The sequence below is a fragment of the Anatilimnocola aquadivae genome (assembly GCF_049819085.1).
Taxonomy (GTDB): Bacteria; Planctomycetota; Planctomycetia; order Pirellulales; family Pirellulaceae; genus Anatilimnocola.
Map to the genome: position 1 here is coordinate 6,797,360 of NZ_CP187419.1, position 25,545 is coordinate 6,822,904.

Below are 25,545 nucleotides of genomic sequence, written 5' to 3' on the forward strand. Positions count from 1 at the left end.
TTAGGTTGGTCAGAAGGTAAAAGCATGAATGGAATAAAGTCGGTTTCGAGGTATCTGCTGGCGGCGCTCATGCTGGGGGCAGGGACGATGCACTTTGTGCAGCCCCAGTTCTTCGTGAGGATCATGCCGCCCTATCTGCCGTGGCATTGGGAACTGGTGTATCTGAGCGGCGCGATCGAGTTCATGCTCGGTTTGTTGCTGCTCGTCCCGCGGTTTTCACGATTCGCCGCTTGGGGCATCATCGCCTTGCTCGTGGCCGTCTTTCCAGCCAACATTTATGCCTACCAGCATCAGGAGCTAATCCCCGCGTCACCACTGCTGCATTTTCTTCGCCTGCCGTTGCAAGCGATCTTTGTCATCTGGGCCTTTTGGCACACGATGCCCACCGGGGGTTCTCACGCATCAGCTGATGAAGTTCGGCCATAGGCAGCTCAAGATCGCCAGCGAATGGCGAGTGAAAAAGTCGCACACACGTTTTGGCTACTTGGCTGCTTTGGCCGTATCCAAAAACACAATGTGCGATGGATTGCCGACAGGCACATAGTACCCGGTGAATTTGAGGCCGCCTGTTTTGTGATCGACGGCAAAGACAGCGACATTATCGCCGCGCTGATTGCAGCAGTAGAGGAACTTGCCAGTAGGGTCGAACGTAAAGCTGCGGGGATAGTTGCCGCGAGTCCATTCTTCGCCAACGTACGTGAGTTCGCCGGTTTCGCCGACGGAGAAGATGCCGATGCTGTCGTGCAGGCGATTGCCGGCGTAGACGAACTTGCCATCGGCGGAGACCAAGATCTCGGAGCAAAAATTGCTGCCGGCAAACTTGGGCGGCAATGTCGAAATCGTCTGCCGAGCCTGCATCCGGCCCGTCGCAGCGTCGTAGTCGAACAAGACGAGCGTTGAGCCTTCTTCCTGAATCGAATAGAGCCAGCGGCCGTTGGGATGAAAATGAAAGTGTCGCGGGCCATCACCGGGCGGCAGAGAGACAGACGCTGGATCGTTCGGCGAGAGCTTGCCGATCTTGTCGTCGAACTTCCAGCTGAAGATTTGATCGAGCCCGAGATCGACGTGCAGTACGTAGCGGCCGGAAGGATCGGCCTCGATCATGTGGGCGTGCGTCCGGTCGTGTCCGCTGAAGGCAAAACTGCCGGGCGGGGCGTTCTTGGCCTTGGTGGGGCCGATCTTCCCGGCGTCGTTCTTTACGTCGGTTGCTTCGCCCAGTTGGCCATCTGGCAGCATGGGAAGAACGGAGATCGAACCGCCGAAGTAATTGGCAACCAGCAGCCATTTCTTCGAAGGATGAATGCTGACATAGGTTGGCCCCGCGCCGCCGGAGCGCACGGTGTTCAGCAGTTTCAGTTTGCCGCTGGCGCGATCGATGGCGAACGAGCTGACGGTTCCTTCTTTGTTCGGGCCGACGCGGTCGGTCTCGTTGGCCGAGTACAGGTGCGTGCCGGCAGCGTTCACGGCCAGGCAACTAGGGCTGGTTCCCATTTCGTGCACACCAGCAGCGGTCATTTCGCCGGTCTGACGATTCACCTGAAAGATGTGGATGCCGCGACCATTCCCCGGAGGCAAGTCAACCTGCGTCGGAAGCACATCGCTGAGCGGCGAACTAAACGTACCGATGTAGGCCCAGAGCGGGCCGGCCGGCTCTTCGGCCTGCAGCATGCCGGCGATCGCTGGTGTCGCTGCCGAGAGGGCGAGTGAAGTTTTAAGGAACGACCGGCGGGAACTCTCGGGGATAGGCATGATTGCTACTGGGCTGGATGGTGTGGTGCACAACCAGACGTGGCAGGCTACCACGCATCGGTGCGGAAGGTGACCGCGGGGAATTTGTCCTGGTTGAAGAGGTTGGCCCAGGTGCGGTTGTTCCCCCAAGCATAGCGAACGGCAACGGGTTTGGTGACTGCCGGTGAGGAAACAATCACCGTGTTGCCGTCGATCTTGGCGTCGGCCCAATGAAAGACTTTGTCGTCGCCGGCAATCGCAAAGCCTTGCAGTTTGTCGCTGTGCCGAACCGTCAGGCCTTTGGCGTGGGTGTACTTCACGCGAATCGTGTTTCCTTCAACCGCATGCGAGTCATACACGGGGCCGTAGTATTCGACGGGCTTTTCGTATGCTGCTCCCAAGGCGACCTTCGCCGCGCGGCCACCATAGCCCGACTTGAGGATGGGATGAATGCCCGGACCCAGATCGGTGCTGATGACCATGGCCGCATTCGGGATCTTCATCATCTTGAGATAGTCTTCGGCAAAGAGCCCTTCCTGGGTGGTAGGCACGGTTTGGGGGAGCGGCGAGAACCGCTGAATGATCACAGGAAGCGGAACCGCCGGTGCGGTCCCAATGTACGCGGGAACATCCCAGTTACAACCGCCGCCGCTGGGCTTTTGCACATAGATGAAAGGAAACTCGCCAGCGTTCCATTCCTTGCGCCAGCCGCGAATGAGCGCGTTCATCATGGTGTACTGGTCGACACCGCCAACCTGCGTGCGGGCTTCGCCTTGATCCCAGAGCACGCCGCGAATGCCATAGCCCACCAAAGGCTGGATGTGCTTCTCGTACAAATGGCCGATCGGCTTGCCGCTGACGGTACCGGGAGCCGGCGGTGGTTGCGGCTGGCGTCCTGCTTCTTTGCCGGCTGCTTTGGCTTTCTCTGCACCTTGCTTCCAGCGAGGCAGATCGACTTCGTCGAACTTCTTCTTTTGGGCCGCGTACACTTTTTCGTAGTCAGCGAGCAAAGCCTGGCTGGGTTGATCGGCGGCGAGTGCCGCGGGGCTGAGCCAGGCACCGGATGGTGTGCCGCCGACAGCGCCGAGCATCATGCCCACGGGAACATCAAGCTCTTCGTGCAAGCGCACGGCCATCGAAAACAACAGGGCCGAGTAGCGGCCATTGGTTTGCGGCGACGAGACAGTCCAGGCGCTATTCGCGCCGCAGCCACGAATCTGGGGAAAGGCGGTTGCGGCCAGTCTGGCGAGTTCCGGATCGTTCTTGGCATAGCCTCCGACGGTACCAGCCATGTTCGATTGCCCCGAACCCACCCACACTTCGCCAACCAGCACATCCTTGAGCGTGATCGCATTCTTACCGGCCACGGTCAGTTCCGCTGGGGGGCCAACTTTCAGGCCCTTCAGTTCGACTCGCCAATTTCCCTTGTCGTCGGCGGTGCTGGCCAGTTCCTGATCGCGAAAGCGAACGGTGACCTTTTCGCCCGCGGCGGCTGTTCCCCAAATCGGGGCTTTGCCGTCACGTTGCAGCACCATGTGGTCGCTGAAGAAGGGAGGAAGTTTGACGTCTGCGTAAGCGACATTACTGGCGGCAACCAGCAGACAACTCGCGACAAGCGCGTTTAAGCAGCGAGGCAGGTGCATGGCAAACCACTCCACAATAGTCGTACGACGGGAAAGGAAGTCCTAGACCGCGTCATCGTATCTGGGGCGTGCGCGGCAAGCAATCAACGGCTCTCTTGCCTTCCGCTGCTCTGCGGCCGCAGCGAAAGGCCCTCCGCCAGCATCCGGATTTTGGCACCTTGGCCAACCAACTTGTCCAACCAAGACGGTCTTAATTGGACAGACATTGCCCCTCAAACCCGAGAACGGCGCTATTTGCTGTCCAATGAAGGGCTCCTTGTTTGGACACCCCCCTTTTGCGGTTTGACACGCCGGCCGCAGATTTTTCCCTCTCCCTGTTGGATTGTTGCGGCCGCCCGGTAGTTCCCTGTGTCACCTGCCGCGGCCTGTTCGGCCAAGGTCAAACATCCAACACAAGGAATGAGCCATGTCGACGTCATCCAGCAAACTGGCCGGCAAAGTAGCAGTCGTCACCGGAGCTTCGAAAGGGATCGGGGCCGAAATCGCCCGCCAACTAGCCGCCGCCGGGGCAGCGGTCGTGGTGAACTACGCTTCGAGCAAGGCGGGGGCCGACAAAGTCGTCTTCGATATCGAAAAAGCCGGCGGACGTGCGGTAGCCGTCCAGGCAGATGTCTCGAAGCAGGCAGATATTGAAAAACTGTTCGCCGAAACGAAGAAGGCTTTCGGCCGTCTCGACGTGCTGGTCAATAATGCGGGCATCTACGAATTCGCTCCACTCGAAGCGATCAATGCCGACCACTTCCACAAGCAGTTCAATCTGAATGTGCTGGGCCTGTTGTTTACGACGCAAGAAGCTGCGAAGCACTTTGGTCCTGAAGGGGGCAGTGTGGTGAACATCAGTTCGGTCGCCGCGTCCGGTTTGCCACAAGCTTCGGTCTATAGTGCGACGAAGGCTTCGGTGAATGCCATCACGCGCTCGCTGGCACAGGAACTGGGTCCGCGCAAGATTCGCGTCAACGCGGTAAACCCAGGTATGATCGAGACGGAAGGCTTTCATTCGGCGGGAATTGACGGAAGTGACTTCCGCAAGCAAGTGGAGTCGCAAACGCCACTGGGCCGTATCGGCCAGCCTCAAGACATCGCGCCGGCGGTCGTCTACTTTGCTTCGAGCGACTCCTCTTGGCTGACGGGCGAAACGCTCTACATCTCGGGCGGCATGCGTTGAGTTACTTGGCCAGAAAGAAGTCGTCGCTCGGCCAGTCGTGGACTTCATTCAGGGCTTGATGCAGCGGCTTTTCCAAAGCCTGCGTCAGATGCTCGACGGTCGGACTGGTGCGGCTGTTAAAGAGTACAGCAACATCCAACCCATCGTGGCGGCGCATCAGAATGGTCGAAGTGCCGGGGAGCGAGCCCGTGTGCCAGGTTGTCAGCTTGCCGTTGCCAGCGGGGCGCACGTTCCAGCCGAGCGCATAAAACGTCTCGGCTTTCGTTTTGGTGGGTGGAGCGTACATCTCGCCAATCGATTCGGGTTTGAGCACTTTGCACTTCGCGGGATCATCGAAGGCGCTGCCAAAGCGAACCAGATCGACGGCCGAAGCGATCCAGCCGCCGTGCGAATCGAGCGATTCCAGATAGAAGGTGCCGTAGGGCGAAGCGCACTTCTGCCCCTGATTCCTCTCGAAGACCGATTCGCCGAGACCAGGATCGTAATAGCGCACTTCGTTCGGAGCGCGACCTTCCAGGTGGGACGCTCCGATTTGCATCGAAGTGATTTCGAGTGGCTGCAAGACATGCTGCTTGACGTACTCGTCGTAAGGCTGCTTGGTCAGTTTCTCGATCACGCGTCCGAGCAAGCAGTAGCCATAGTTGGAATAGGCATAGCGCTCGCCGGGATCAAAGTCGAGTGGTAGGCCCAGCATGTTGCGAATGATGTCGTCGGTCTCGGGCGGGGTCGGTTTGCCGAGCGCGTCGGCAAAGCGAACCGACTGAAACATGCCGTCAAACGATTTACCACGATCCCAGCCACCGCGATGCTGCAACAGTTGACGAATCGTGATCTCTTTTTGCCGCTCATCGACCTTGGCGTCTCCTACCAGCAGCGGCTCATAGCTGAGGACATCAAACACCTTGTCATCGAGTTTCAGCTTGCCTTGTTCGACGAGTTGCAGAATCGCGACGGCGGTAATCGGCTTCGAAATGCTGGCGATACGAAACAAACTGCTTGGCGAGACAGGCTCCCGCGTGGTGACGTCGGCCAGGCCGAAACCGCGCGAGTAAACGAGACGGCCATTCTTGGTCACCGCCACGCTGCAGCCCGGTACCGAGTGCTGTTCCATGAATTTGGGGAAGAATGCATCGAGCGAAGCGATTTCGGCCGGCGAGTTCTTGTCGCTGGTTACTGACGCGGGTGAGCCGACGTAGCCTGATCCGCGCAGGACGCGACCAGGACGCCGGCGAGTTGGGTTGCCATCGTCCCAGACGATCTGTCCATTCACCAGGACGTGCTGCATGCCGGTGGCCAGTTCATGCGGGCGGGCGAACGTCGCCTGATCGGTGAACTTTTCATAATCGAACACGATGATGTCGGCCGCTGCACCTTCGACGAGGCGACCGCGATCGTAGGCTGAGACTTTGTTTGCGGCTCCAGCCGTGGCCTGGGCGATGGCCCGCTCAAGTGACACTGTTTTTTGCTCGCGCACCAGGCGCGAGATCATGCGAGGGAAAGCGCCATAGCCACGCGGATGCGACGCAATGCTAGTTCCGCTGGCCGGGCCGACATCAGTGCAGAAGGAAGTGAACTCTTGCTGCATCGCCAGCTTCACATTCGCTTCGGTCATACTCTCGGGCAAGACAAACGCCCTCGCCTTCACGAGTGTGAAGAAGGTCTCCCACGGATCTTCCTTGCGGCCCTTGGCAATCTCGGCCAGCGATTGTCCTTGCGTGCCATTGAACGATTCATCGGCCACGACCCCGACGATCAGCTTGTTCCAATCCTGGCCAATGTGCCGGAACCAGTTCTCCCAGCCACCTTCGGATTCCATCTCCTTGCGAATGGTGTCTCGCAGCTCTTTGTCGTCGAGCTTGGCTCGCAGGGCGGCATCACCAGCGGCGAAGTGGCGAGGGTGAATCAGGGCGGCGATGCCGAGGCCGTTGTTTATGTAGGGATAGATGTCAGCGGTCACTTGCTGGCCGCTGCCGCGAGCGGCTTGGATTTTCTCGATGGCCTGGAGCATCTTCGGCCAGTTCTGTTGCCCGGCGGCTTTCAGGTGAAAGATGTGAACCGGCGTTTTCGCCTGGGTGCCAATCGCCAGAGCTTCGTCGATGGCTTCGGTCAGCTTGTCTCCTTCGTTTCGCATGTGTGTGTAGTACTTGCCGCCGTATTCGCCGGCGACACTGCTCAGTTCCGCGATCTCCTCCTGGCTGGCAAACACAGCCGGCGGATAAATGAGCGAAGTCGAAACGCCGATTGCCCCCGCTTTCATTCCTTCGCGAACCATCTCCTTCATCCGCAGCAGTTCTTCTGGCGACGGCCGGCGATCATCGTCGCCGAGCACAATTAGTCGCACCTGCGTATGGCCAACGGTCTGCACCACATTGAGGGGCAGTCCTTTCATGTCGAGCAGTTGAAAATACTCGGCCATCGATTGCCAGCCCGCAGTGCGCGCGGCTTCTTCTGATTGCGGAGCCTGCGAAACACCTTCGCCGCAGTTGATGGTTGTGATCCCTTGGGCCAGCAGATTCGCGGCACTCATGGGATTACGCAGCAACGGGGTGGCGGTCTGCCCCATCATGTCGATAAAGCCGGGAGCGACAATCAGCCCTTGGGCATTGATGAGCGTCTTGCATTCCTTGGGGTCGACGTCGCCAATCTTGGCGATGCGGCCATTCTTGATGGCAATATCGGCCACGTACCACGGATTGCCGGTTCCATCGACAACTCGCCCGTCCTGAATCAGCACGTCGTACTGCTCCGCAGCGGCGATCGATCCGCACAGCAACAATAGTCCGCTAACAACGGGGAGCGTAAGCAGCTTCATGATGAATTCTCGGAGCTAGGATCCGTTTCGGGAACTCCCGTTATAGCCTCGTGGCTCCGAGATTTCAGCAAGCGGTGGCAAAGGTTACCATGCAGGTCGTCTGTTGCTCGATCCGTCGGAGCGACCCCCACTGGACGAGATGTTGAAGGCCGGCGAAGAAGCTCTCCGATCGAAGTAGGCGAATCACGACACAAACAGCGCCTGGTCCGCCGGTTATCGTGCAAAGATGGATTGCGGCAATGAAACTCACCATCCGCGACTTTCTCTGGTTGATGCTGGTGGTTGGACTTGTGATAGCCCTTTGGCGATCGCGAGTAAGCGAAGACAGTCTGCGTCAACAGTTGGCGAATCAGGAATCACTGAATCTGATTCTCGAGTTCGCATTGGAGGAAGCGGGAATGCCTCTTTCAATAAGACAATTGATTGGCCGTAATCCCAGGAGTCAGATAACGTCTGATTAACGCGGAGTAAGCGCTAGCTCAGGCAAGGTCCATCGAGTCGATGCTCACCGGCAACTAGCAATCGCCGTCATGAAGGCCGACAACTTTTGCTCGTCGAGTTCACCCTTGGTGCGCACACCGGAGCAGACATCAATGCCAAAGGGGCGGACCGAGCGGATGGCCTCGGCGACGTTGCCGGCATTCAGCCCGCCGGCGAGAAAGACGGGAACCTTGACGGCGGTGACAATGCGGCGACTAATCGACCAATCGTGAACGCGCCCGGTGCCACCGAGTTCCTTAATGGCCAGGCTTGGATTGCCGGAGTCGAGCAGCAGGGCATTCACACCCCGCTCGGCAATCTGGCACGCTTCGTCGAAGGACTCTTCGCCGGTGACGTGAATCACCTGCACCAGCGAAATGCCGGGAAGCGCTCCCCGCAGTTCGTGATACTCGCCCACTTCCAGCCGATCGACAATCTGCAGCGTGTTCGCGCCGCAGCGACGTTGCTGCTGAATGATCTGCGGCACACTTTGCGCGCTGGTGAGCAAAAACGAACCGATGGCCGGCGGAATGGTCGCCGCAATTTGGGCAATCAGTGATTCCTCAATCGGCCCGGGTCCACTCGGCATTTTCGAGACCAACCCCAGTGCCGACGCGCCGTGCCGTACCGCGACTGCTGCTTCCTGGATGCTGGCGATGCAACAGATCTTTACGCGGGATGAAGGATTCATGTCGACTTTGCTACGCAAATTGGATGGATCCGGGAACGATGTCAGGCTTCGCGGAAAAAGACGGTTGTAGCGAGTGAAGGTTCGCCGTGAATTGCCGAGTCGCACTTCGGAATACCTCCCCCCAGGGAAGCGGATTCGTGTATTCTGAAGTCTCGATTTTCATGAGCACGCGCGGCACCCTGCCTTCACTCCGCGGTCTTGGTGCGATGGCTGATCGAGCTATCTCTATTTGTATGCAGGGCTGAACATGTCCTTTTTGTTTCGACTATTCGACCCCACCGGGTTTCCCGCGCGCTGGAGTTGCGGACCTGGCTGGTCCGAATCGCCGTGGGTTGGCTGGCTGCACATTCTGTCCGATCTGGGCATCTGGTCGGCCTACTTCGCTATTCCGGTCGTGCTGATCTATTTTGCCACTCGTCGCAAAGACCTGCCGTTTCGCGGCATCTTTCTGTTGTTTGGGGCGTTCATTCTGTTGTGCGGCCTGACGCACCTGGTGGATGCCGCCATTTTTTGGTGGCCCATCTATCGCTTTGCCGGTGTGCTGAAGTTTGTGACGGCGATCGTCTCGTGGGTCACCGTCCTCTCTCTGGTACCGATCGTTCCGCGCGTGTTGGGCATGCGCGCGCCGGAAGAACTCGAACGCGAAATCGCCGCCCGGCAGAAAGCCGAGACCGAACTGCAGCAGATCAATCTCGCGCTCGAAGAACGCGTGGCCGAACGGACGCGCGAGCTTTCTCAGGCCCTGACTGACCTCAATGCTGAACGAGAACTGCTGCAGACCACGCTGGCGAGCATCGGCGATGCCGTGATTGCCACCGACACCGACAGCTGTGTCACTTTCCTCAATTCGGTCGCCCAAGACCTCACGGGCTGGAGCACCGAGGCGGCTCGCGGCGTGCCGCTCGAACAAGTTTTTCAGATCGTCAACGAAACGACCCGTGCAAAAGTCGACAACCCGGCGCTGCGAGCGTTACGCGAAGGCGTGATCGTGGGGCTGGCGAATCACACCATCCTGATTGCCAAAGATGGGTCGGAGCGGCCGATCGACGATAGTGCCGCGCCAATTCGTGATGCGCGCGGCAAGATCGCGGGCGCGGTGCTCGTGTTCCGCGATATCACCGAGCGCAAGCAGCAAGAGAATGAACTGCGGCAAGCGCACGCTCAGTTGGAGCAGCGAGTGGGCGAACGAACCGCTGCCTTGACCGCGAATAACCGGTTTTTGCAGGCTCTGCTCGATAGTGTGCAGGTGGGCATCGTGGCTTGCAACGAGCGCGGTGAGCTCACCCTTTTCAATCAAGCGACCCGTGCTTTTCACGGCTTGCCCGCGACGGCAGTGGCGCCGGAGCAACTGGCCGAGCATTACGACTTGTTTCATTCCGATGGAACCACGCGGCTGGCTGTGGATGAGATTCCGCTGATCCGCGCCTTGCGCGGCGAACAATTGGCAGATGTCGAAATGGTGATTGCTCCCAAAGAGGGGAAGGTCCGCACGCTGATTGCCAGCGGCAAGGATTTTCGCGACGACCAGGGACATCTGCTGGGCGCAGTAGTCGCCATGCACGACATCTCCGATCGCAAACAGGCCGAAGCCGAACTGCTGCGCATCAACAACGAGTTGGAAGAACACGTGCAGCGAAGAACGGCCGACCTCACCACAGCGCTCAATGCCTTGCAGCAAAGTGAAGCCTTCAGCCGGAATGTGTTCGAGTGCAGCCCCGACTGCGTCAAGGTGATCGATGCTTCGGGCGCGGTCTTGCAAATGAACGCCAATGGCCAGCGCGTGATGGAGATCGACGACTTCAGCAAACTCGCAGGGTGCCCCTGGGATTCTTTCTGGCCGGAAGCCGGACGATCTGCAGTGCGAAACGCCATGGAAACGGCTCGCGCTGCTGGTTCCGCCCGCTTTCAGGGCGCTTGTCCGACAGCCAAGGGTACCGACCGCTGGTGGGATGTTAGCATCGCGCCCATTTTGGATCCCTCCGGGCAGATCAGTCGCTTTGTCTCCGTCTCGCGCGATGTGACCGAACACAGGCTGGCCGAAGAAGCCCTGCGGAAGAGTGAAGAAGATTTTCGCACACTCGCCGATAACATGTCGCAGCTGGCTTGGATGGCCGACGCCTCGGGCGCACTCTTCTGGTACAACCGCCGCTGGTATGACTACACAGGTACCACCTTTGAGCAAATGGAAGGCTGGGGCTGGCAAGCCGTGCAGGATCCGGCACATTTGCCACGCGTTGTGGCCCGCTATCAACACTCGATCTCGTCCGGCGAAGCTTGGGAAGATACGTTTCCGCTCCGCAGCGCCAGTGGTGATTATCGCTGGTTCCTCTCGCGGGCGATTCCCATTCGTGATGATGCCGGCAGCATCGTGCGTTGGTTTGGTACCAATACCGATGTGACCGAGCAGCGAAAAATGGCCGATGAACTGCGCCAGCTCGCTGCCAATCTCTCCGAGGCCGACCGCCGCAAGGACGAGTTTCTCGCCACGCTGGCTCATGAGCTGCGCAATCCGCTCGCGCCGATCAGTAATGGTCTGCAGGTGCTGAAGATCGCCGGCGATGACGCCGAAAGCAGCGAAGAAACTCGCACCATGATGGAACGCCAACTGGCGCAGATGGTGCGGCTCGTGGACGACCTGATGGACGTCAGCCGCATCACCCGCAACAAACTCGAGCTACGACCCGCCAAAATCGAACTGCGCGACGTGATTCACAACGCGGTCGAAACAAGTCGCCCGCTGATCGAAGCCAGCGGACATCGCCTGCAGGTGAGTATTCCCGAAGAATCGCTCCCCATCACGGCCGACCTGGTTCGCCTGGGTCAGGTCTTTGCCAATCTGCTCAACAACGCAGCCAAGTACACCGAACGAGACGGCAGTATCGACGTGTCTGTCGAGCGGCAAGGGAGTCATGTGGTCGTCAAGGTCCGCGATACCGGCATGGGCATTCCGCCGAACATGCTGCCGCGTATCTTCGACATGTTTACCCAAGTCGATCGCACTCTCGAACGCGCGCAGGGCGGGCTGGGCATTGGTCTCACACTCGTCCGACGTTTGGTCGAAATGCATGGCGGCGAAGTGACGGCGCACAGCGAAGGGGATGATCGGGGCAGCGAGTTTGTCGTTCGATTGCCTTTGTTCGATGCTCGACTGGCGGGGACCAAGGTGGCCAATGGAGGGACCGCGAAGTTGACCCTGCCTTCCACCAAGCGACGCATCCTGGTCGCTGACGATAATGTCGATTCGGCCACCAGCCTGGCGCTGATGCTGAAGTACATGGGAAACGAAGTGCGCAAGGCGAACGACGGGCTGGAAGCCGTGACGATCGCTGGCGAGTTTTTGCCGGAGGTGATCTTCCTGGATATCGGCATGCCCAAGCTCAACGGCTTCGAAGCTTGCCGGCGCATTCGCGAACAGTCCGCCGGGCGACAGATCCTGCTGGTAGCTTTAACCGGGTGGGGACAGGACGAAGATCGCCAAAGGTCCAAGGATGCCGGCTTTGACCAGCATTTTGTGAAACCGGTGGACCCGCAAGTCCTGAAAAAACTGCTGACCGAGTCGGCCCCTCGGCAAAGCTAACGCAAGCTGTTGCAGATCTTTTGAGAAATTGCGCCTGTTCGCACATTTCTCCCCTAGACCAAGTCGATTGCCAGCTCCTAGAATGGAACCTGGATTGATCCTTTCGGTTTTAGCCATTGGATTACCGCCGCCAGGTCCAATGGTTTTTTTCGCTGCCGCTTGTTTTGCGGTCGCCACCTTTCGGTCCTGGGATTCTCCCAGCGAGAGCACCTGCTCTCCAGAGACCAAGCATGTCCTTTGAATCGCTCTCGTTAGCGCCAGAGATTCTGCGCGCCGTGGTAGCCGAAGGCTACACCGTTCCCACCCCCATCCAAGCTCAGTCGATTCCGCATCTGCTGGCCGGCAAAGATTTGCTCGGCTGTGCCCAGACCGGTACCGGCAAGACCGCTGCGTTCGCGCTGCCGATTTTGCATCGCCTGTCGACGACCAAGCCGAAGGAGCAACCCGAACCTGCCCGTGGCGAAGTCGCCCCGTCGCGGGAGGGACGCTTTCATGACAAACCCCAGCACGGGCATATGCTCAATGCGTTCAGTCGCACGCGGCATGCCCCCAAGCACCGTCGCCCCACGCGGGCACTCATTCTCTCGCCGACGCGCGAACTGGCAACGCAAATTGCCGATAGCCTCGAAACCTACGGCCGCAACACACGGCTCCGCTTCGTCACCGTGTACGGTGGTGTCAGCCAAGGTCCGCAGGTGCGCATGTTGCAGCAAGGCGTCGATATCATCATCGCCACGCCGGGCCGCCTCGTCGATTTGATTCAGCAAGGCTGGATCGATATCAGCACGATCGAAATGTTCGTCCTCGACGAAGCCGACCGTATGCTCGACATGGGCTTCTTGCCCGACCTGAAGCGGATCAGCGATTGCTTGCCCGCCCAACGTCAAACCGTTCTGTTCTCGGCCACCATGCCGCCGCCGATTCAAATTCTGGCCGATCAAATCCTGCGCAATCCCGCGCACGTGAAGATCGCACCGGAAAAGGCGACGACCGAGTTGATCGAACAACAGCTCTATCACGTCGCCAAGGCTCAAAAGGCAGATCTGCTCACAGCCCTGCTGCAACGCCCCGAATTCAAGCGGACGATCGTCTTCACCCAAACGAAGCACGGTGCCGATCGCGTGTGCAAGCAACTGGCTCGGGCCGACATTCGCGCCGAGGCCATTCACGGCAACAAGAGCCAGAATGCTCGCCAACGAGCACTCAACGCGTTCAAAGGCAGCCAGATTCAAGTGCTGGTCGCCACCGACGTGGCGGCTCGCGGTATCGACGTCGACAACATCACCCACGTCGTGCAATACGACCTGCCCAACGAGCCCGAGACCTACGTCCACCGCATCGGCCGCACCGGTCGCGCGGGTGCCGCTGGTCTGGCCATCTCGTTCTGCGATCAAGAACAGCGGACCGAGCTGCGCGATATCGAACGGCTGATCAACCGCAAGCTTGATGTGCAGAAGGATCATCCGGAAGGAATCGAGATCCTGCAGGTTGGCGTACAGAAATCGGCTCCGGCCAATCCGCCCGGCAAGTTCCGCTTCGGTGGTGCCGTTCGCGGTCGCAAGCCCTTTGGCAACTCGCGCGGTGGCAGCCAAGGTGGAAGCCGCCCTGGCGACAATCGAAGCAGTGGCAATCGCGATGGTCGCCCCAGCTACGGTGGCGATCGCCCACAACGGGATGAGCGACCACGTTCGGAAGGGCGTTCGTTCTCGAACGACCGGCCCCGCTCGGAAGGTCGCCCGCACGGCGACCGTCCGCAAGGAGATCGCCCCCCAGCCGATCAGGCCCGCCCTCGCGGCGAGCGTCCTTTCGGTTCCGATCGTCCGCAGCGCAGTGGCGAATCTCGCCCCAGCAACGGACCTCGCCCGCAAGGCGATCGTCCGGCCAAGCCAGCCAGCAGCGGCAGCAAGTTCCAGTTCAAATTCAAGAGCAAGCGCCGCCCGGAAGCCGCTGGCCGAGGCTAATACCGTCCTCACTCCCTCGCCTCGGTACTCGTGGTACTCCACGATAAAACAGGGAGAGGGCCGGCGTGAGGGGCCGAACCGCACTTAAGCTCAGCCTCACCACATCGTCGCTCATTACCACTCACCCTCGCCTCAGCCCTCTGATGCGAGGGTGTTTGCTTGCGCGCATGATTGAGTCGGCCACATCGCCCACCTACAATGCCGCTCGCGATTCTTTCGTTGTTCTTGCCGGAAACTAGCGTGACGCGATGAACTCTCTCCAGCTGTTAATTGCCCTCTCGACGCTCGGTGCTGAACCGGACTTCTCCAAGGTGCAGCCGCCGAAGGTCAACGACGATCGCCTCGAAATCGTCCTCTTCGCGACCGAGCCGCAGGTCACGACGCCCACGGGCATCGCCGTCGATGACGCCGGCATTGTCTACGTCATCGAGAACAACACGCACTTTCGCCCGAAAGAATACGACCGGCCGGAACTCGACCGCATCCTGCGAATGCAGGACACCAACGGCGATGGTCGCGCCGACAAGGTCGACGAGTTCTATACCGGCCTGCGCAATACGATGAGCCTGGTGTTCGAGACCGATGGCTCGCTGCTGGTGGCCACGCGCAACGAGATCTTCCGGCTGCAGGACAAAGACAAAGACGGCACCGCCGAGACGCGCACCGATCTCATCAAGCTCGATACCAAAGGCAACTATCCTCATAACGGTCTCGCCGGGTTCGCGCTCGATTTCGTCGGCAACATTTACTTCGGCTTCGGCGAGAACCTGGGGGCGGAATACAAAATCAGCGGCACGGACGAGACGACCCTCACCGGCGGTGGCGAGGGTGGCAACATCTACTGCTGCGATCCAGCGGGTAAAAAGCTGCGGCTGGTTGCTACTGGCTTTTGGAACCCGTTTCATGTGACGTTCGATACTTTCGGTCGGCTGTTCACCGTCGATAACGACCCGGACTCGCGTCCGCCGTGCCGCTTGCTGCACGTGGTCGAAGGGGGCGATTATGGCTTTCGCTTTCGCAACGGACGCAAAGGCGTTTCTCCCTTCACTGCCTGGAATGGCGAACTGCCCGCGACTCTGCCGATGGTGGCCGGCACCGGCGAAGCACCTTGCGCGGTGATGGCCTACGAGTCCGACAATCTGCCTGCGGAGTATCGCGGCGAACTGCTGGTCACCAGTTGGGGCGATCATCGCCTGGAACGCTACACGCTCAAGCCTCGCGGCGCGTCGTTCTCGGCCGAGATGAAACCCGTCGTCACCGGCGATCAGAACTTTCGACCCGTCGGCCTCGCCCTGGCTCCCGATGGTTCACTCTTCATGAGTGACTGGGTCGACAAGAGCTATCCCATTCACGGCAAAGGCCGCATCTGGCACCTGCGCGCGAAGAATGCCCCGAAACGAGAGCCGCTATCCGATGATCTGGCAAAAGCGCTCGCCCATGCTCATCGCCCCTGGCGCGAAGCGGCGGCGAGGAAATTAACGCGAGAAAAGGCGATTGAAATCGCAAGCAAAGCGAAAGACGAACGAGCTCGCTCGGCAGCCGCCAAACAAATCTTTGCAACCACGCCTTTTCTGACAGAGTCCATGGCGAAGCCGGTTCCTGAAAGCTCGACGCTGGAAGGCAACCAAATATCGGCAAAAGCGTTTCCCTTGGAGACGTTCGCTCGCTTCCTGCCCGAGCAAGTTCCTCAGTACGCTCAACTGATTGCCATCATGTCCAAAGGCGCAGCGGATAAGGAACTGACCGAAACAGAAAGCGCGGCTCATCTGCAAATTCTTCGTAGCGGCAGCTACCCATTCAACCTAGAAGTTATGCAGGCGACTTCACCGGATCTGCAGCGAGCGGTAATGACGGGATTGGGCGCCAGTTATCTGAAGGGCGCGAAAGTTGACGATCCTTGGCTACAATTGGCCGACTATCGCGGCCACTTCCGCAAGGAAAGATCGCTCATGCTGCGCGACGATGCGAACCCGCTGGCAGTCTGGGAAGCTGCCTATCTGCAAAGCCAAGACGACCCTGCCACGCGTCCGATCGTGAGCGACTTACTTGTTCACAAAAATCCCGATGTGCGTTTCATCGGCATCCGCTGGGCCGCGGAAGACAAGTTAAGTGAACTGGTTCCGACATTGGAAAATCAACTCGAGAAAGAGGCTGACAACAGCCGCAACTTTGCAGCGCTACTTGTTGCACTCGATCGCTTGTCAGGCCGCACGCATGAAAACACGGGAGAGTATTTCGCCGCGAAGTTTTTGATTGGCTCCTCAAAAAACGTCCCAGCCAAGATCATGGCCCTGCGGATGGTTTCGCCCAATCATGCGGATTTATCGGCGAAGTTTTTGGTCGAACTCTCGAAGCATGAGGATAAGACACTGCAACGCGAAGCGGTTCGCGCGCTGCGGTTACGCGGTGGGGATGAGGCACTCGCGCGATTGCGGGAGATTGTGGCGGATGAAAGCAGCGATGAAATGCTCCGTTGCGAAGCGATGCTGGCCTTATCGGCGGCAGACAAGCAGGATCGTGCCCTGCTGCTGACAATCGCCCACCAGGCCAAAAACAATCCATTGCGAATGGAATCGCTACGTATGCTGATCGGTTCCGATTTGTTAGAGCAGGAGAAGCGCGACTTGTTGCTGGCCATGGGGCAGTTGGATGTACGTTACAGCAACTTGCTGAAGCGAGTGCTCGAACCCAAGACGCCACCGAACGCACCTGAACCAAAGGATCAGGCTGCCTGGCAGAAGCTTGTCGAAGGCAAAGGCGACGCCGATGCGGGCGAGCGTCTCTTCTTCCATCCCAAGCTTGCCAACTGCGCGAAGTGCCATGAATACAAAGGGCGGGGCGGGCGGGTTGGGCCTGACTTGTCGACTGTTGCCAAGTCCATGACTCGCGAAAGGCTGTTGCAGTCGCTGGTCGATCCCAGTCGGGAGATCGCCCCGCAGTTCACTCCATGGGTGATTCAGGCCAATGATGGCACCGTGAAGACCGGCGTCTATGTCGGCGAAGAGGTCGATGGCCACGTGCGCTACGCCGATGCCAAGGGGGAAATCTTCAAACTGCACCCGCGCGACGTGGAAGATCGTAAATCGAGCGACAAATCGATCATGCCGGAAGGTCTCGCTGCCCAACTTACGCCGCAAGAACTACGGGACCTGTTAGCGTTCCTGTTACAGCCGTAAGCGGGCGAAATCTGAGCTGGGAAGGACGAACTGGCTGCTCTCAAATCGATCAAGTCGTTCAGCATCCGCGCACCTCGCAGCGTACCAACGACACCGCCTACCAAGGGGTTAAATTACTGCAGTGGTGCTGTACTAGCCGATATTGTCGACGCAAATGCATGAACTGCCAAGGCTTAGCAGCTGCGTGTCGGCAGGCTAAGGTGTCTTCGTTCACCAAACCAGAGATCGTCACCATACATTAGGCGCTTTCGGCACAACCATTGCTACCATGCGGGCCGCCTCATTGATCGGCGTTTTGTAATCCTTGTGGAGCCCGCGCATGATTCGTCGCCCAGCACCTCGCGTTTCCTCTTTTCCCGCACATGGCCGCCCCCTTTCACGCACGAGGCGGCTGTTAGTAGAGCCTTTGGAAACGCGGCAGCTGCTCGCGACTTTAGTTGGCCTGACGGTAAGCAATCAGCTGATCACGTTTGATAGCGCCACGCCCGAGACCATCGTGACGCAGAATCGCGTGACAGGAATGCTGCCGGGCGAGTTGCTGGTGGGCATCGATCATCGTCCGGCAACTGGTGAACTGTACGGCGTCGGTAGCCGTGGGCGACTGTACACGCTCAATGCCAACACAGGGGCTGCCACGTTCAAGACGACGCTACGTGCTGATCCGACCGACACGACCAGTCCTTACACGGGCCTGCGAGGCGCGCTGCACGCGGTTGACTTTAATCCGACCGTGGATCGATTGCGGGTGGTCAGCGATGCGGACCAGAACCTGCGAATCAATGTCGACACCGGCCTGACAATCACGGACACGAATCTGGCTTACTCGGCGACTAGCGCGGATCGAAGAGTGAATCCATTTGTCGTCGGCAATGCCTACACGAACCCAGACAATGATCCGGCGACTGGCACCTTGCTCTACGGATTGGATCTGCTGCGCGGAACACTCGTAACGCAGAACCCGGCCAACGACGGGACCTTGCAAACGGTCGGCCGCCTCGGCTTCTTTACGAGCGTGTTCGCCGGATTTGATATCTCCGCTGACGGCACTGCCTATGCAACATTGTTTTCGCCTTCGGTCGAGCGAGGTTTTGGTTCGGGCCTCTACACGCTTGATTTGACCACCGGGGCGGCAACCTTTGTCGACTCGATTGGCTCGTTTCAGTTACTGCGTGGGCTCTCCGTCGCCTTGCCAGTCCAGCAAGTGTTTGCGGTCACGTCGGGCAATAATCTGATCAGCTTCAACAGCGCTCGTCCCGATGTGCTGCTGAGCAAAAAGGCAATCACTGGTTTGGGCGCGGGTGAAACACTCAATGGCATCGATTTTCGGCCAGCTACCGGAGTGCTGTATGGTCTCGGCAGCAGCGGTCGGGTGTACACACTCAACACGACTACGGCGGTGGCCACAGCAGCCCCGGCGCTATCGGCGGATGCAGCAGACACCACGGACGGCAATGCCGCGTTCACGGCAATCAGTGGCGCTGCCTTTGGATTTGACTTCAATCCGGTCCCCGATCGGCTGCGGATCGTGAGCAACGTCGACCAGAATCTGCGGGCCAACGTCGGTACCGGCGGTACGTTCACCGATGGCACCCTGGCCTTTGCCACGTCCGATATCAACGCTGCTCAAAACCCGAATATCGTGGCGTCTGCCTATACGAACAGTTTTCCCGGCGCAACGACCACGCTGCTCAATGGTATCGATTCGAACCTCGATATCTTGGTGACGCAGAATCCAGCGAACGCCGGCACATTGCAAACCGTTGGACCACTCGGGGTGAACGCGAGCAGTTTCACCAGTTTCGACATTGCCAGTACTGGCGCCACGCTCGCCGCCATCACCCTGGAAGGAGAGACGGTGACCCGCCTCTACTCGATTGGAGCAACCGGTGCGGCCACGCCCATCGGTCTTACTGCCGGAAATGGACTCATCGCTGGCGGCGAGACAATTCGCGGCATCGCCATCGCGCCCGCCGTAGTGCAATTCAGCCAGGCTACGTATAGCATCAACGAGCGATCCGGTGAGGCCATCGTGACCGTCGTTCGCAAGGGCGATACCACGAGCCCGGTTTCGGTGAATTACTCAACCTCGACCACCACGGCGAGCGGCAGCACTCAACCTGCCACGGAGGGCGTTGATTACCTGGCAACTGCAGGCTTGCTGAACTTTGCCGCGGGCGAGACGACCAAGACCTTCCGCGTGTCGATCGTGCGCGACAATGAATTCCTCGAAGCCGAAGAAGCGATCGATCTGGCACTGACCACACCGACCGGCGGTGGCCAAGCGACGCTGGGAACAATGGTATCTTCGAAGATTCTCATTCGCCGGTTCTCGTAAGGACTGTTCATCAGGTCCCAGACCTGCGGTCTGGGCCGCCGGTATCAAGCGCACCTTCGGTGCTGCCAGAAGTATCCAATTTGCGGGCTCGAAAAGTTGTTCGAGCCGTTTGACAAAGAATCACGCGTCGAGCAGATTTCAGATTGTTCGTTTTCGCACCGCGACAGGCGAAGCGAACGGTCTCACGGCGGCAAACCTTCCGTGCGGCGAGGAACAGTCTGCGCGCTGACGCTGCGGGCTTCCTGAAGGTTGGTTGGCCTACGCTTTGGCAACTTGTCAAAAGGGCGGGAGGCAATGCCGACTGGCAGGATGCCTCTCCCACGGGCGGCGTGGCTGGCTGGGTCTTTGACCTGGGTCTTTGACAAAAGGGTGAAAGTGCGAAGTTGAGTCAATAACCGTTGATTCACGTATTGGGTATTATTGGTGGTGATGTCAGCTCGACTTACGAACGAACTATGGAAAACAATTTTCCCGTAGGCAATCGGTGTCGTCGGGCCGCCCGGCATCAGACACCCCCTCGAAATGGGCCTGTTCACGGGCTGCGAGCCGGTTATCAAACGGTTATCAAGAAATCGCCCGATAGCAGCTGATAACTGGCGCTAAGTCGATTCCAGAGTTGGCGTTAGATGCGGTCGAGAAAATGAAAAAATCACGCCAAAAAGTTATCAAAAACGGCCGCTGTTCCCAGCTGGATTCGCCGCCAAGTCGCGTATCAGTTCGGCAAGAAGAATGGATCATTCTCAGCCCTAAGACTTGCGAGGGGAACGCGAGCGACCACGCCGAAGCTGCGGAGACTTGGCAAGCTGGGCACGTGCGCGGCGGATGGAGCGGCGGGCATGCTCGCCGATCAGCAGCGAGGCGGTTGCCGCCAGCAGCAGGGCGAGCATGACGGTCTTGGTGGCCGGGTCGTTGTTCGCCGGGCTGACCGCGGTGCCAATGATCAGCCCCAGGAAGACGGCGGCAGCGCCCGACGACGTCCAGAGCCGCCAGGTCGCCGCAACGATCGTTTGCTGCACTGCCTCGCGATGGACCGGAGGGTGAGACGCGGGAGGCAAGGTTCGAATTACCGTTCTGACGCTGGGATGTGAATCGCGGCGAACGAGGTGAGGCCGAAGCCGATGGGCTTCATTTTGGCGGGACGCAGGCGGTCGCCGGGATGGCCGTTGAAGTTGACATAGAGCACGCTCCCATCGGCGCTCAGTTTGATGCCATACGTGCCGCCGGGAACGTATTCAAGTTCCTTATCGAGGGTGGGAGCCAGGAAGGCGATTACCTTTTGCTGACGCGTGGCCAGGTTGTACTGAATCACCGGCGTGCCGTCATTCCAGGCTTTGCCGTGAGCGCCTGGCAGGTAATACATGTATTTTTCATCGGGCGAAAGTTCGCACACGGCGACATACGAGCCGCCGAGCCAATCGTTGCCGAGCATCTCGAGCTCGTCCTGGCGAGTGTCGTAACGAAAGAGCTGAGTGTTCTTGTAGGTGATGCCGTAAATCTGGCCGTCCTTGGTTTCTCGTGTGGTGCAGCGCATGCCGGGCGAACCCTTGAAGACAGATTTCGTTTTGTGAACGGTCTTGTCGGCCAGGTTGAGTCGCATGAGGGGAGCGTCTTCGCCGGCCAGTTCGCCGTTGAAGTAAATGGTGCCGTCGTTGCCCAAGGCGAAGTTGCGATTGAAGCCGACGCTCTTCTCTTCGCCTTGATAGAGAGGCTTGCCGGTCTTCAGGTCGAGGCACCAGAGAGCGTTGCCTTCGCCGGCTTCCAGATTGCACCACCAGAGGTTCCGCTGTTGATCCAAGATGGAAGTCGCGGTGCAGCGGCGCGTGGGCAAGCTGGCGAACACGCTCGTTTGGCCTGTCGTCGGGTCGTAGCGATACAACTGGCCACCGGGCAGGCCTTCATGAAAACCGTAGTTGGGAATTTTGGAACCGGCCGGTGGGACCTTCGCGCGATTGCCATCGTTGAGCGTGCAGCTGAAATAGATCAGGCCGTCGGGACCTTCATCCACCTTGGCATGCACCTTCGACCAAGCGGGCTGACCTTCCTTCGGCGGAATGACCTGATTCATATCGACGATCTGTTTCAGCTCGGCCGTCTTTGGATCCCAGCGATAGAGGAAGCAGCGAGCATCGCCGCCGACGTCGTTGCCGTGATCGCCAATGGCGACATACACCTGGCCATTCTTCGCCAGGCCGATATCGCCCCACGATGACCACAGCCTGCGGGTGACAGCTGCCGTGCCCAGTTGATCGTGAAAGGCGATCTGCACTTTGGGTGGTGTTTTGGCGACGACGAACTTGGCGGAGGTTTCCTTCGCGGCCAATTCTGCGACGCTTTTTGGGACCTCCAAAAACGAAGCTTGCTCGACGGTGGCCGTGCCTTTCTGGGCGCCCTTGAGTGGCGGCGGCCAAGGCGTGGCATCTTGAGCAGAGACACACTGAGTCGTCAGCGAAACCACAAAACCAGTGAGCAGGAGGAACCGGGCGAGAGAGGTGGGCATCGGCTAGAATCCTCGAAGTGGGAAGGTGGGAGTTCACGCAATTTCATCCGGAGTGGCGGCTCGATGCAAGTAAAAAACGCGACCTTTGTCGTCACGGGGGGAGCTTCGGGCTTAGGTCAGGCCTGCGTGCGAAGACTGGCTCGCGCGGGCGCGCGCGTGGTGATCGCCGATTTGAATGCAGCCGCCGGGCAAGCCCTGGTGGACGAACTGGGTGCCGATAACGTCGCGTTTCAAAGCACCGATGTCACGTCAGCGGCCAGTGCGCAAGCGGCGATCGACGTTGCGGTAAAACAGTTCGGCGGGTTGCAGGGGCTCGTCAATTGCGCGGGGATTCTAGGGGCCAGTCGCGTGCTGGGCAAGGATGGTCCGCACGACTTGGAGCTGTTTCGCCGCGTGATCGAAGTGAACTTGATCGGCACGTTCAACATGATTCGCCTCGCTGCGGTGGCGATGGCTGCGGGACCAGCAAACGAGGAAGGAGAGCGGGGCGTGATCGTCTGCACGGCATCGGTCGCTGCCGAGGAAGGACAGCTTGGTCAGGCAGCGTACTCTGCTTCGAAGGGAGGCGTGGCCAGTATGACGTTGCCCATCGCGCGCGAACTAGGCAAGCAAGGGATACGGATTGTCTCGATCGCCCCTGGAGTTTTTGAGACCGCCATGATGCAAGCTGCTCCAACCAACGTGCGCGATTCACTCGCTGCGCAGATCCCTTTTCCATCTCGCTATGGCAAGCCCGACGAGTTCGCGCACCTGGTTCAGCACATCGCCGAGAACCCGTACTTCAACGGTTGCCTGGTGAGACTGGACGGTGCGATTCGAATGCAGGCGAAGTGAAGGAAGGGAGAAGGAAGGCAGGAGAGACTCACTGACCGGCAACCTTTACCACGCTTCGTTAGGCGGTAACTTTCCAGGGCAGATGTTTGCGGCGGCTCGGTCCGTTCGATGAAGATCAGGCAGGCAGTCAAGCTTTCTCCAGGAGCTCGCCGCTGATGAACGGATCTGAAACTGCGGAAAATGCGGTCGCCCGCCACTCGTTGCTGGCCGATCTCGATGCCCGGCAAGACGAGGTGCTGGCAGCCCTCGATGCCCTTAACGACCGGATTGAAGCCGCCCTGAAGGCTGCCATTCCGCACGACAAGCTGGCGGAAGACCTGACCGAAACTTCGGTCATCGAAATGCCCGCCGCCGAAAAACCGCTGCCAATTCGCAAAGCGGCTTAAAGTTTCTTAGCCGACAAGTCGGCTGAGCGAAGACCGCACCTTCCCTTGCAATGCCTGCGAAACTACGATGCAGGATTGCCGTTTTCGTAGGGGAAAGTGATGACCGAGCCGAATTTCGAGCGTAGCGACGATCCGTGTATTAGTGGTGGGCACAGCCTGGCGCAAGCGCAGGGTTCTGCCCATGGAGCCGTCGCCGGCGAGCCGAAGCCGGTGGACTTGCCGCGCATCGAACGAGCGGTCCGCGAGATTCTGGCCGCGGTCGGTGAGAACCCCGACCGCGAAGGACTGCTCGAAACGCCGGCCCGTGTAGCTCGCATGTATGCCGAAATGTTCGCCGGTCTGCACCTCGACCCGCGCGAGCATCTGCAGAAGTTCTTCACCGAAGAATATGACGAAGTGGTCTTGGTGAAAGACATCAGTTTTTGCAGCATGTGCGAGCATCACTTGCTCCCGTTCATCGGTCATGCACATCTCGCCTACGTGCCGAACGGCAAGGTCATTGGCTTGAGCAAACTGGCCCGCGTGGTGGAAGTGGTTGCTCGTCGGCCGCAGGTGCAGGAACGGATGACGGAAGAAATCGCCAGCCTGCTGGTGAATGACTTGGGAGCGAAGGGCGTGGCGGTGGTCGTCGAAGCATCCCATAGCTGCATGACGATTCGCGGCATCAAGAAGCCGGGCAGCATGTGCGTGACGTCGTCGATGAAAGGGCTCTTCCGCTCGAACCTATCGACACGGGCCGAAGTGATGCAATTGATCTACGGCGGCAAGCGGTGATCTGGCAAACGCTGGTTGAGTTTCTTTGTCGGTTGACCTTCGGCGTGGCAGCGTCGATGACCCTCATTCCTGCGCGGTGGGTTACGAGCGGCTTCTTTCGAGTACACCTGTGGGTGCTGATGGGCGTGCAGACCTTTGCGGCCCTCGCGCTTTGGTCGTTGCGCGGCGGAAGTGTCGCGGGTGAAGACGTCGTCTTTTGGCAAGTAACCGCGGCCGTGATTGCCGCCGTGGTGAGCTACGTCGGTGCCGTTATCTGGATGTACGAAGCGAGCGGTGCCGGAAAAATAGCACTGGGCATTGTTGCTGCCGCGGCCTTCTTCATTTGTCTGGCACCCAGCGTGATGGGCACCGGCCATGCGACCGCCACCATGTCTCCCGGCCTACGCGCGATCGAAATGCTGAGCGGCGGGCTGTTGGTCGGCCTCATCACGACCGCGATGTTGCTCGGACATTGGTATCTCAACACGCCCACTATGAAGCTGGAGCCACTCAAGCGGCTCTTGGTGTTGCTCGCCATTTCGATCGTCGTGCGGATGATTGTCAGCGGAGTCGGAACGGGTTTCGAAGCGAATCGCCTGCTGCAAACCACAAGTGGCCTCACTACGGCCTGGCTGCTGTTCGTCGCTCTGCGTTGGTTTGCCGGTCTGCTGCTGCCGCTGTTGCTGACGTACCTCACCTGGCAGGTGCTGAAGATTCCCAATACGCAGAGTGCTACGGGCATCCTCTATGCGGGGGTGATTCTGGTGTTCATTGGCGAACTCGCCGCGCAACTGCTGAGCGTGCAAACAGCGTTTCCGTTATGATGTAGGTGTACGCCTGTCGTGAGCCGGAAGCGTGAGCACCTGGAGTTCCTTCCGCTTGAACAGGCAAACGCTCCGGGCGCTCACGCTTCCGGCTCAGAGAAACACAGCATCTACTAGTTCCATGAACGTCACCTATCGTTGCCCTCATTGCGATCACGTTGCCAGCGCCGAACTCTCGGAGCCTGCGGCGGACTTTGCCTGCACCTCGTGCAAGACCGAGATTCACCCGCCCGCCGGTTCGGTCCGCGATGGCAAGGTGCTGCGGTGCGTGATCTGCCCTTGTCAGGAGTTGTACGTTCGCAAGGATTTTTCGCAGGCGGTGGGCATTGGCATCATTGCGATTGGCTTCGTCATCAGCAGTGTTTTTTGGTTCTACCGCATGCCGCTCTGGACCTACGGCACGCTCTTCGCCACGGCCATTATCGACTTAGTGCTGTACGTTACGGTCGGCAATGTGCTGCAGTGTTATCAATGCCAGTCTCAGTATCGGGGCATCAAGGAACTTGAGCAGCACGAAGGCTTTGATCTCGAAACGCACGAGAAGCATCGTCAGCAGCAGATTCGCCTGGCCCGGGCTGGTTTGACCCAAGCGGTGGCGGGCAGCACGCAATCGCCCCCCTCGCGCGACCAATTATGATAAAGTTGGCACGCATGGGCGCCGTTGTTTCTGTGCCTCAGCCAGT

The 25,545-nt window shown here is 59.2% G+C and carries 18 protein-coding genes; 12 read left to right on the top strand and 6 right to left on the bottom strand.

The window, feature by feature from the left end; all coding sequences use genetic code 11:
• Positions 1 to 24 precede the first annotated feature (24 nt).
• On the top strand, positions 25 to 426 hold the full coding sequence (locus tag NA78x_RS26950) for a DoxX family protein (RefSeq protein WP_425615471.1): 402 nt from the start codon (positions 25 to 27) through the stop codon (positions 424 to 426).
• Between the two features lie 54 nt (positions 427 to 480).
• On the opposite strand, the gene NA78x_RS26955 is transcribed toward NA78x_RS26950, so the two are convergent.
• Together NA78x_RS26955 and NA78x_RS26960 are read right to left on the bottom strand one after the other, a co-directional pair.
• A complete protein-coding gene (locus NA78x_RS26955) occupies positions 481 to 1,749 on the bottom strand; it encodes a beta-propeller fold lactonase family protein (RefSeq protein ID WP_425615472.1) in 1,269 nt (422 codons plus the stop codon).
• 47 nt (positions 1,750 to 1,796) lie between these two features.
• Positions 1,797 to 3,371 carry a hypothetical protein gene (locus tag NA78x_RS26960; protein ID WP_425615473.1) on the bottom strand — a complete coding sequence of 525 codons (1,575 nt, stop codon included), beginning with the start codon at positions 3,369 to 3,371 and terminating at the stop codon, positions 1,797 to 1,799.
• Positions 3,372 to 3,777: 406 nt separating this feature from the next.
• On the opposite strand from NA78x_RS26960, the gene NA78x_RS26965 reads away from it, so the two are divergent.
• The gene (locus NA78x_RS26965; RefSeq protein WP_425615474.1) at positions 3,778 to 4,536 is read left to right on the top strand and encodes an SDR family NAD(P)-dependent oxidoreductase; all 759 of its coding nucleotides are present in this window, start codon (positions 3,778 to 3,780) and stop codon (positions 4,534 to 4,536) included.
• A 1-nt stretch (position 4,537) separates the two neighbouring features.
• On the opposite strand, the gene NA78x_RS26970 is transcribed toward NA78x_RS26965, so the two are convergent.
• On the bottom strand, positions 4,538 to 7,348 hold the full coding sequence (locus NA78x_RS26970; RefSeq protein WP_425615475.1) for a serine hydrolase: 2,811 nt from the start codon (positions 7,346 to 7,348) through the stop codon (positions 4,538 to 4,540).
• A 239-nt stretch (positions 7,349 to 7,587) separates the two neighbouring features.
• On the opposite strand from NA78x_RS26970, the gene NA78x_RS26975 reads away from it, so the two are divergent.
• Positions 7,588 to 7,809, top strand: a complete 222-nt coding sequence (locus NA78x_RS26975; RefSeq protein WP_425615476.1) for a hypothetical protein — start codon at positions 7,588 to 7,590, stop codon at positions 7,807 to 7,809.
• 44 nt (positions 7,810 to 7,853) lie between these two features.
• Here the strand turns inward: NA78x_RS26975 and NA78x_RS26980 are convergent, their stop codons facing one another.
• Positions 7,854 to 8,519, bottom strand: a complete 666-nt coding sequence (locus tag NA78x_RS26980; protein WP_425615477.1) for a phosphoribosylanthranilate isomerase — start codon at positions 8,517 to 8,519, stop codon at positions 7,854 to 7,856.
• Between the two features lie 247 nt (positions 8,520 to 8,766).
• On the opposite strand from NA78x_RS26980, the gene NA78x_RS26985 reads away from it, so the two are divergent.
• The 4 genes from NA78x_RS26985 to NA78x_RS27000 all read left to right on the top strand — a co-directional run bounded on the left by NA78x_RS26985 (position 8,767) and on the right by NA78x_RS27000 (position 19,568).
• Positions 8,767 to 12,096 (top strand): hybrid sensor histidine kinase/response regulator, encoded by a 3,330-nt coding sequence (locus NA78x_RS26985; protein ID WP_425615478.1) that lies wholly within the window; start codon positions 8,767 to 8,769, stop codon positions 12,094 to 12,096.
• A 230-nt stretch (positions 12,097 to 12,326) separates the two neighbouring features.
• Positions 12,327 to 14,057 (top strand): DEAD/DEAH box helicase, encoded by a 1,731-nt coding sequence (locus NA78x_RS26990; RefSeq protein ID WP_425615479.1) that lies wholly within the window; start codon positions 12,327 to 12,329, stop codon positions 14,055 to 14,057.
• A gap of 248 nt (positions 14,058 to 14,305) precedes the next feature.
• A complete protein-coding gene (locus NA78x_RS26995) occupies positions 14,306 to 17,233 on the top strand; it encodes a PVC-type heme-binding CxxCH protein (protein ID WP_425615480.1) in 2,928 nt (975 codons plus the stop codon).
• Positions 17,234 to 17,552: 319 nt separating this feature from the next.
• Complete coding sequence (locus NA78x_RS27000) at positions 17,553 to 19,568, top strand: DUF4394 domain-containing protein (protein WP_425615481.1); 2,016 nt, start codon at positions 17,553 to 17,555, stop codon at positions 19,566 to 19,568.
• A 746-nt stretch (positions 19,569 to 20,314) separates the two neighbouring features.
• On the opposite strand, the gene NA78x_RS27005 is transcribed toward NA78x_RS27000, so the two are convergent.
• Together NA78x_RS27005 and NA78x_RS27010 are read right to left on the bottom strand one after the other, a co-directional pair.
• Complete coding sequence (locus NA78x_RS27005; RefSeq protein WP_425615482.1) at positions 20,315 to 20,623, bottom strand: hypothetical protein; 309 nt, start codon at positions 20,621 to 20,623, stop codon at positions 20,315 to 20,317.
• A gap of 8 nt (positions 20,624 to 20,631) precedes the next feature.
• The gene (locus NA78x_RS27010) at positions 20,632 to 22,065 is read right to left on the bottom strand and encodes a hypothetical protein (RefSeq protein ID WP_425615483.1); all 1,434 of its coding nucleotides are present in this window, start codon (positions 22,063 to 22,065) and stop codon (positions 20,632 to 20,634) included.
• Between the two features lie 63 nt (positions 22,066 to 22,128).
• Between NA78x_RS27010 and NA78x_RS27015 the strand changes: the two genes are divergently transcribed.
• The 5 genes from NA78x_RS27015 (at position 22,129) to NA78x_RS27035 (ending at position 25,499) form a co-directional block, all read left to right on the top strand.
• Positions 22,129 to 22,899, top strand: a complete 771-nt coding sequence (locus tag NA78x_RS27015) for an SDR family NAD(P)-dependent oxidoreductase (RefSeq protein ID WP_425615484.1) — start codon at positions 22,129 to 22,131, stop codon at positions 22,897 to 22,899.
• A gap of 155 nt (positions 22,900 to 23,054) precedes the next feature.
• The gene (locus NA78x_RS27020) at positions 23,055 to 23,285 is read left to right on the top strand and encodes a hypothetical protein (RefSeq protein WP_425615485.1); all 231 of its coding nucleotides are present in this window, start codon (positions 23,055 to 23,057) and stop codon (positions 23,283 to 23,285) included.
• 99 nt (positions 23,286 to 23,384) lie between these two features.
• A complete protein-coding gene (gene folE, locus NA78x_RS27025; protein ID WP_425615486.1) occupies positions 23,385 to 24,059 on the top strand; it encodes a GTP cyclohydrolase I FolE in 675 nt (224 codons plus the stop codon).
• Between the two features lie 56 nt (positions 24,060 to 24,115).
• The gene (locus NA78x_RS27030; protein ID WP_425615487.1) at positions 24,116 to 24,862 is read left to right on the top strand and encodes a hypothetical protein; all 747 of its coding nucleotides are present in this window, start codon (positions 24,116 to 24,118) and stop codon (positions 24,860 to 24,862) included.
• A gap of 121 nt (positions 24,863 to 24,983) precedes the next feature.
• Positions 24,984 to 25,499, top strand: coding sequence for a hypothetical protein (locus NA78x_RS27035; protein WP_425615488.1), 516 nt, complete (start codon positions 24,984 to 24,986; stop codon positions 25,497 to 25,499).
• Positions 25,500 to 25,545 lie beyond the last annotated feature (46 nt).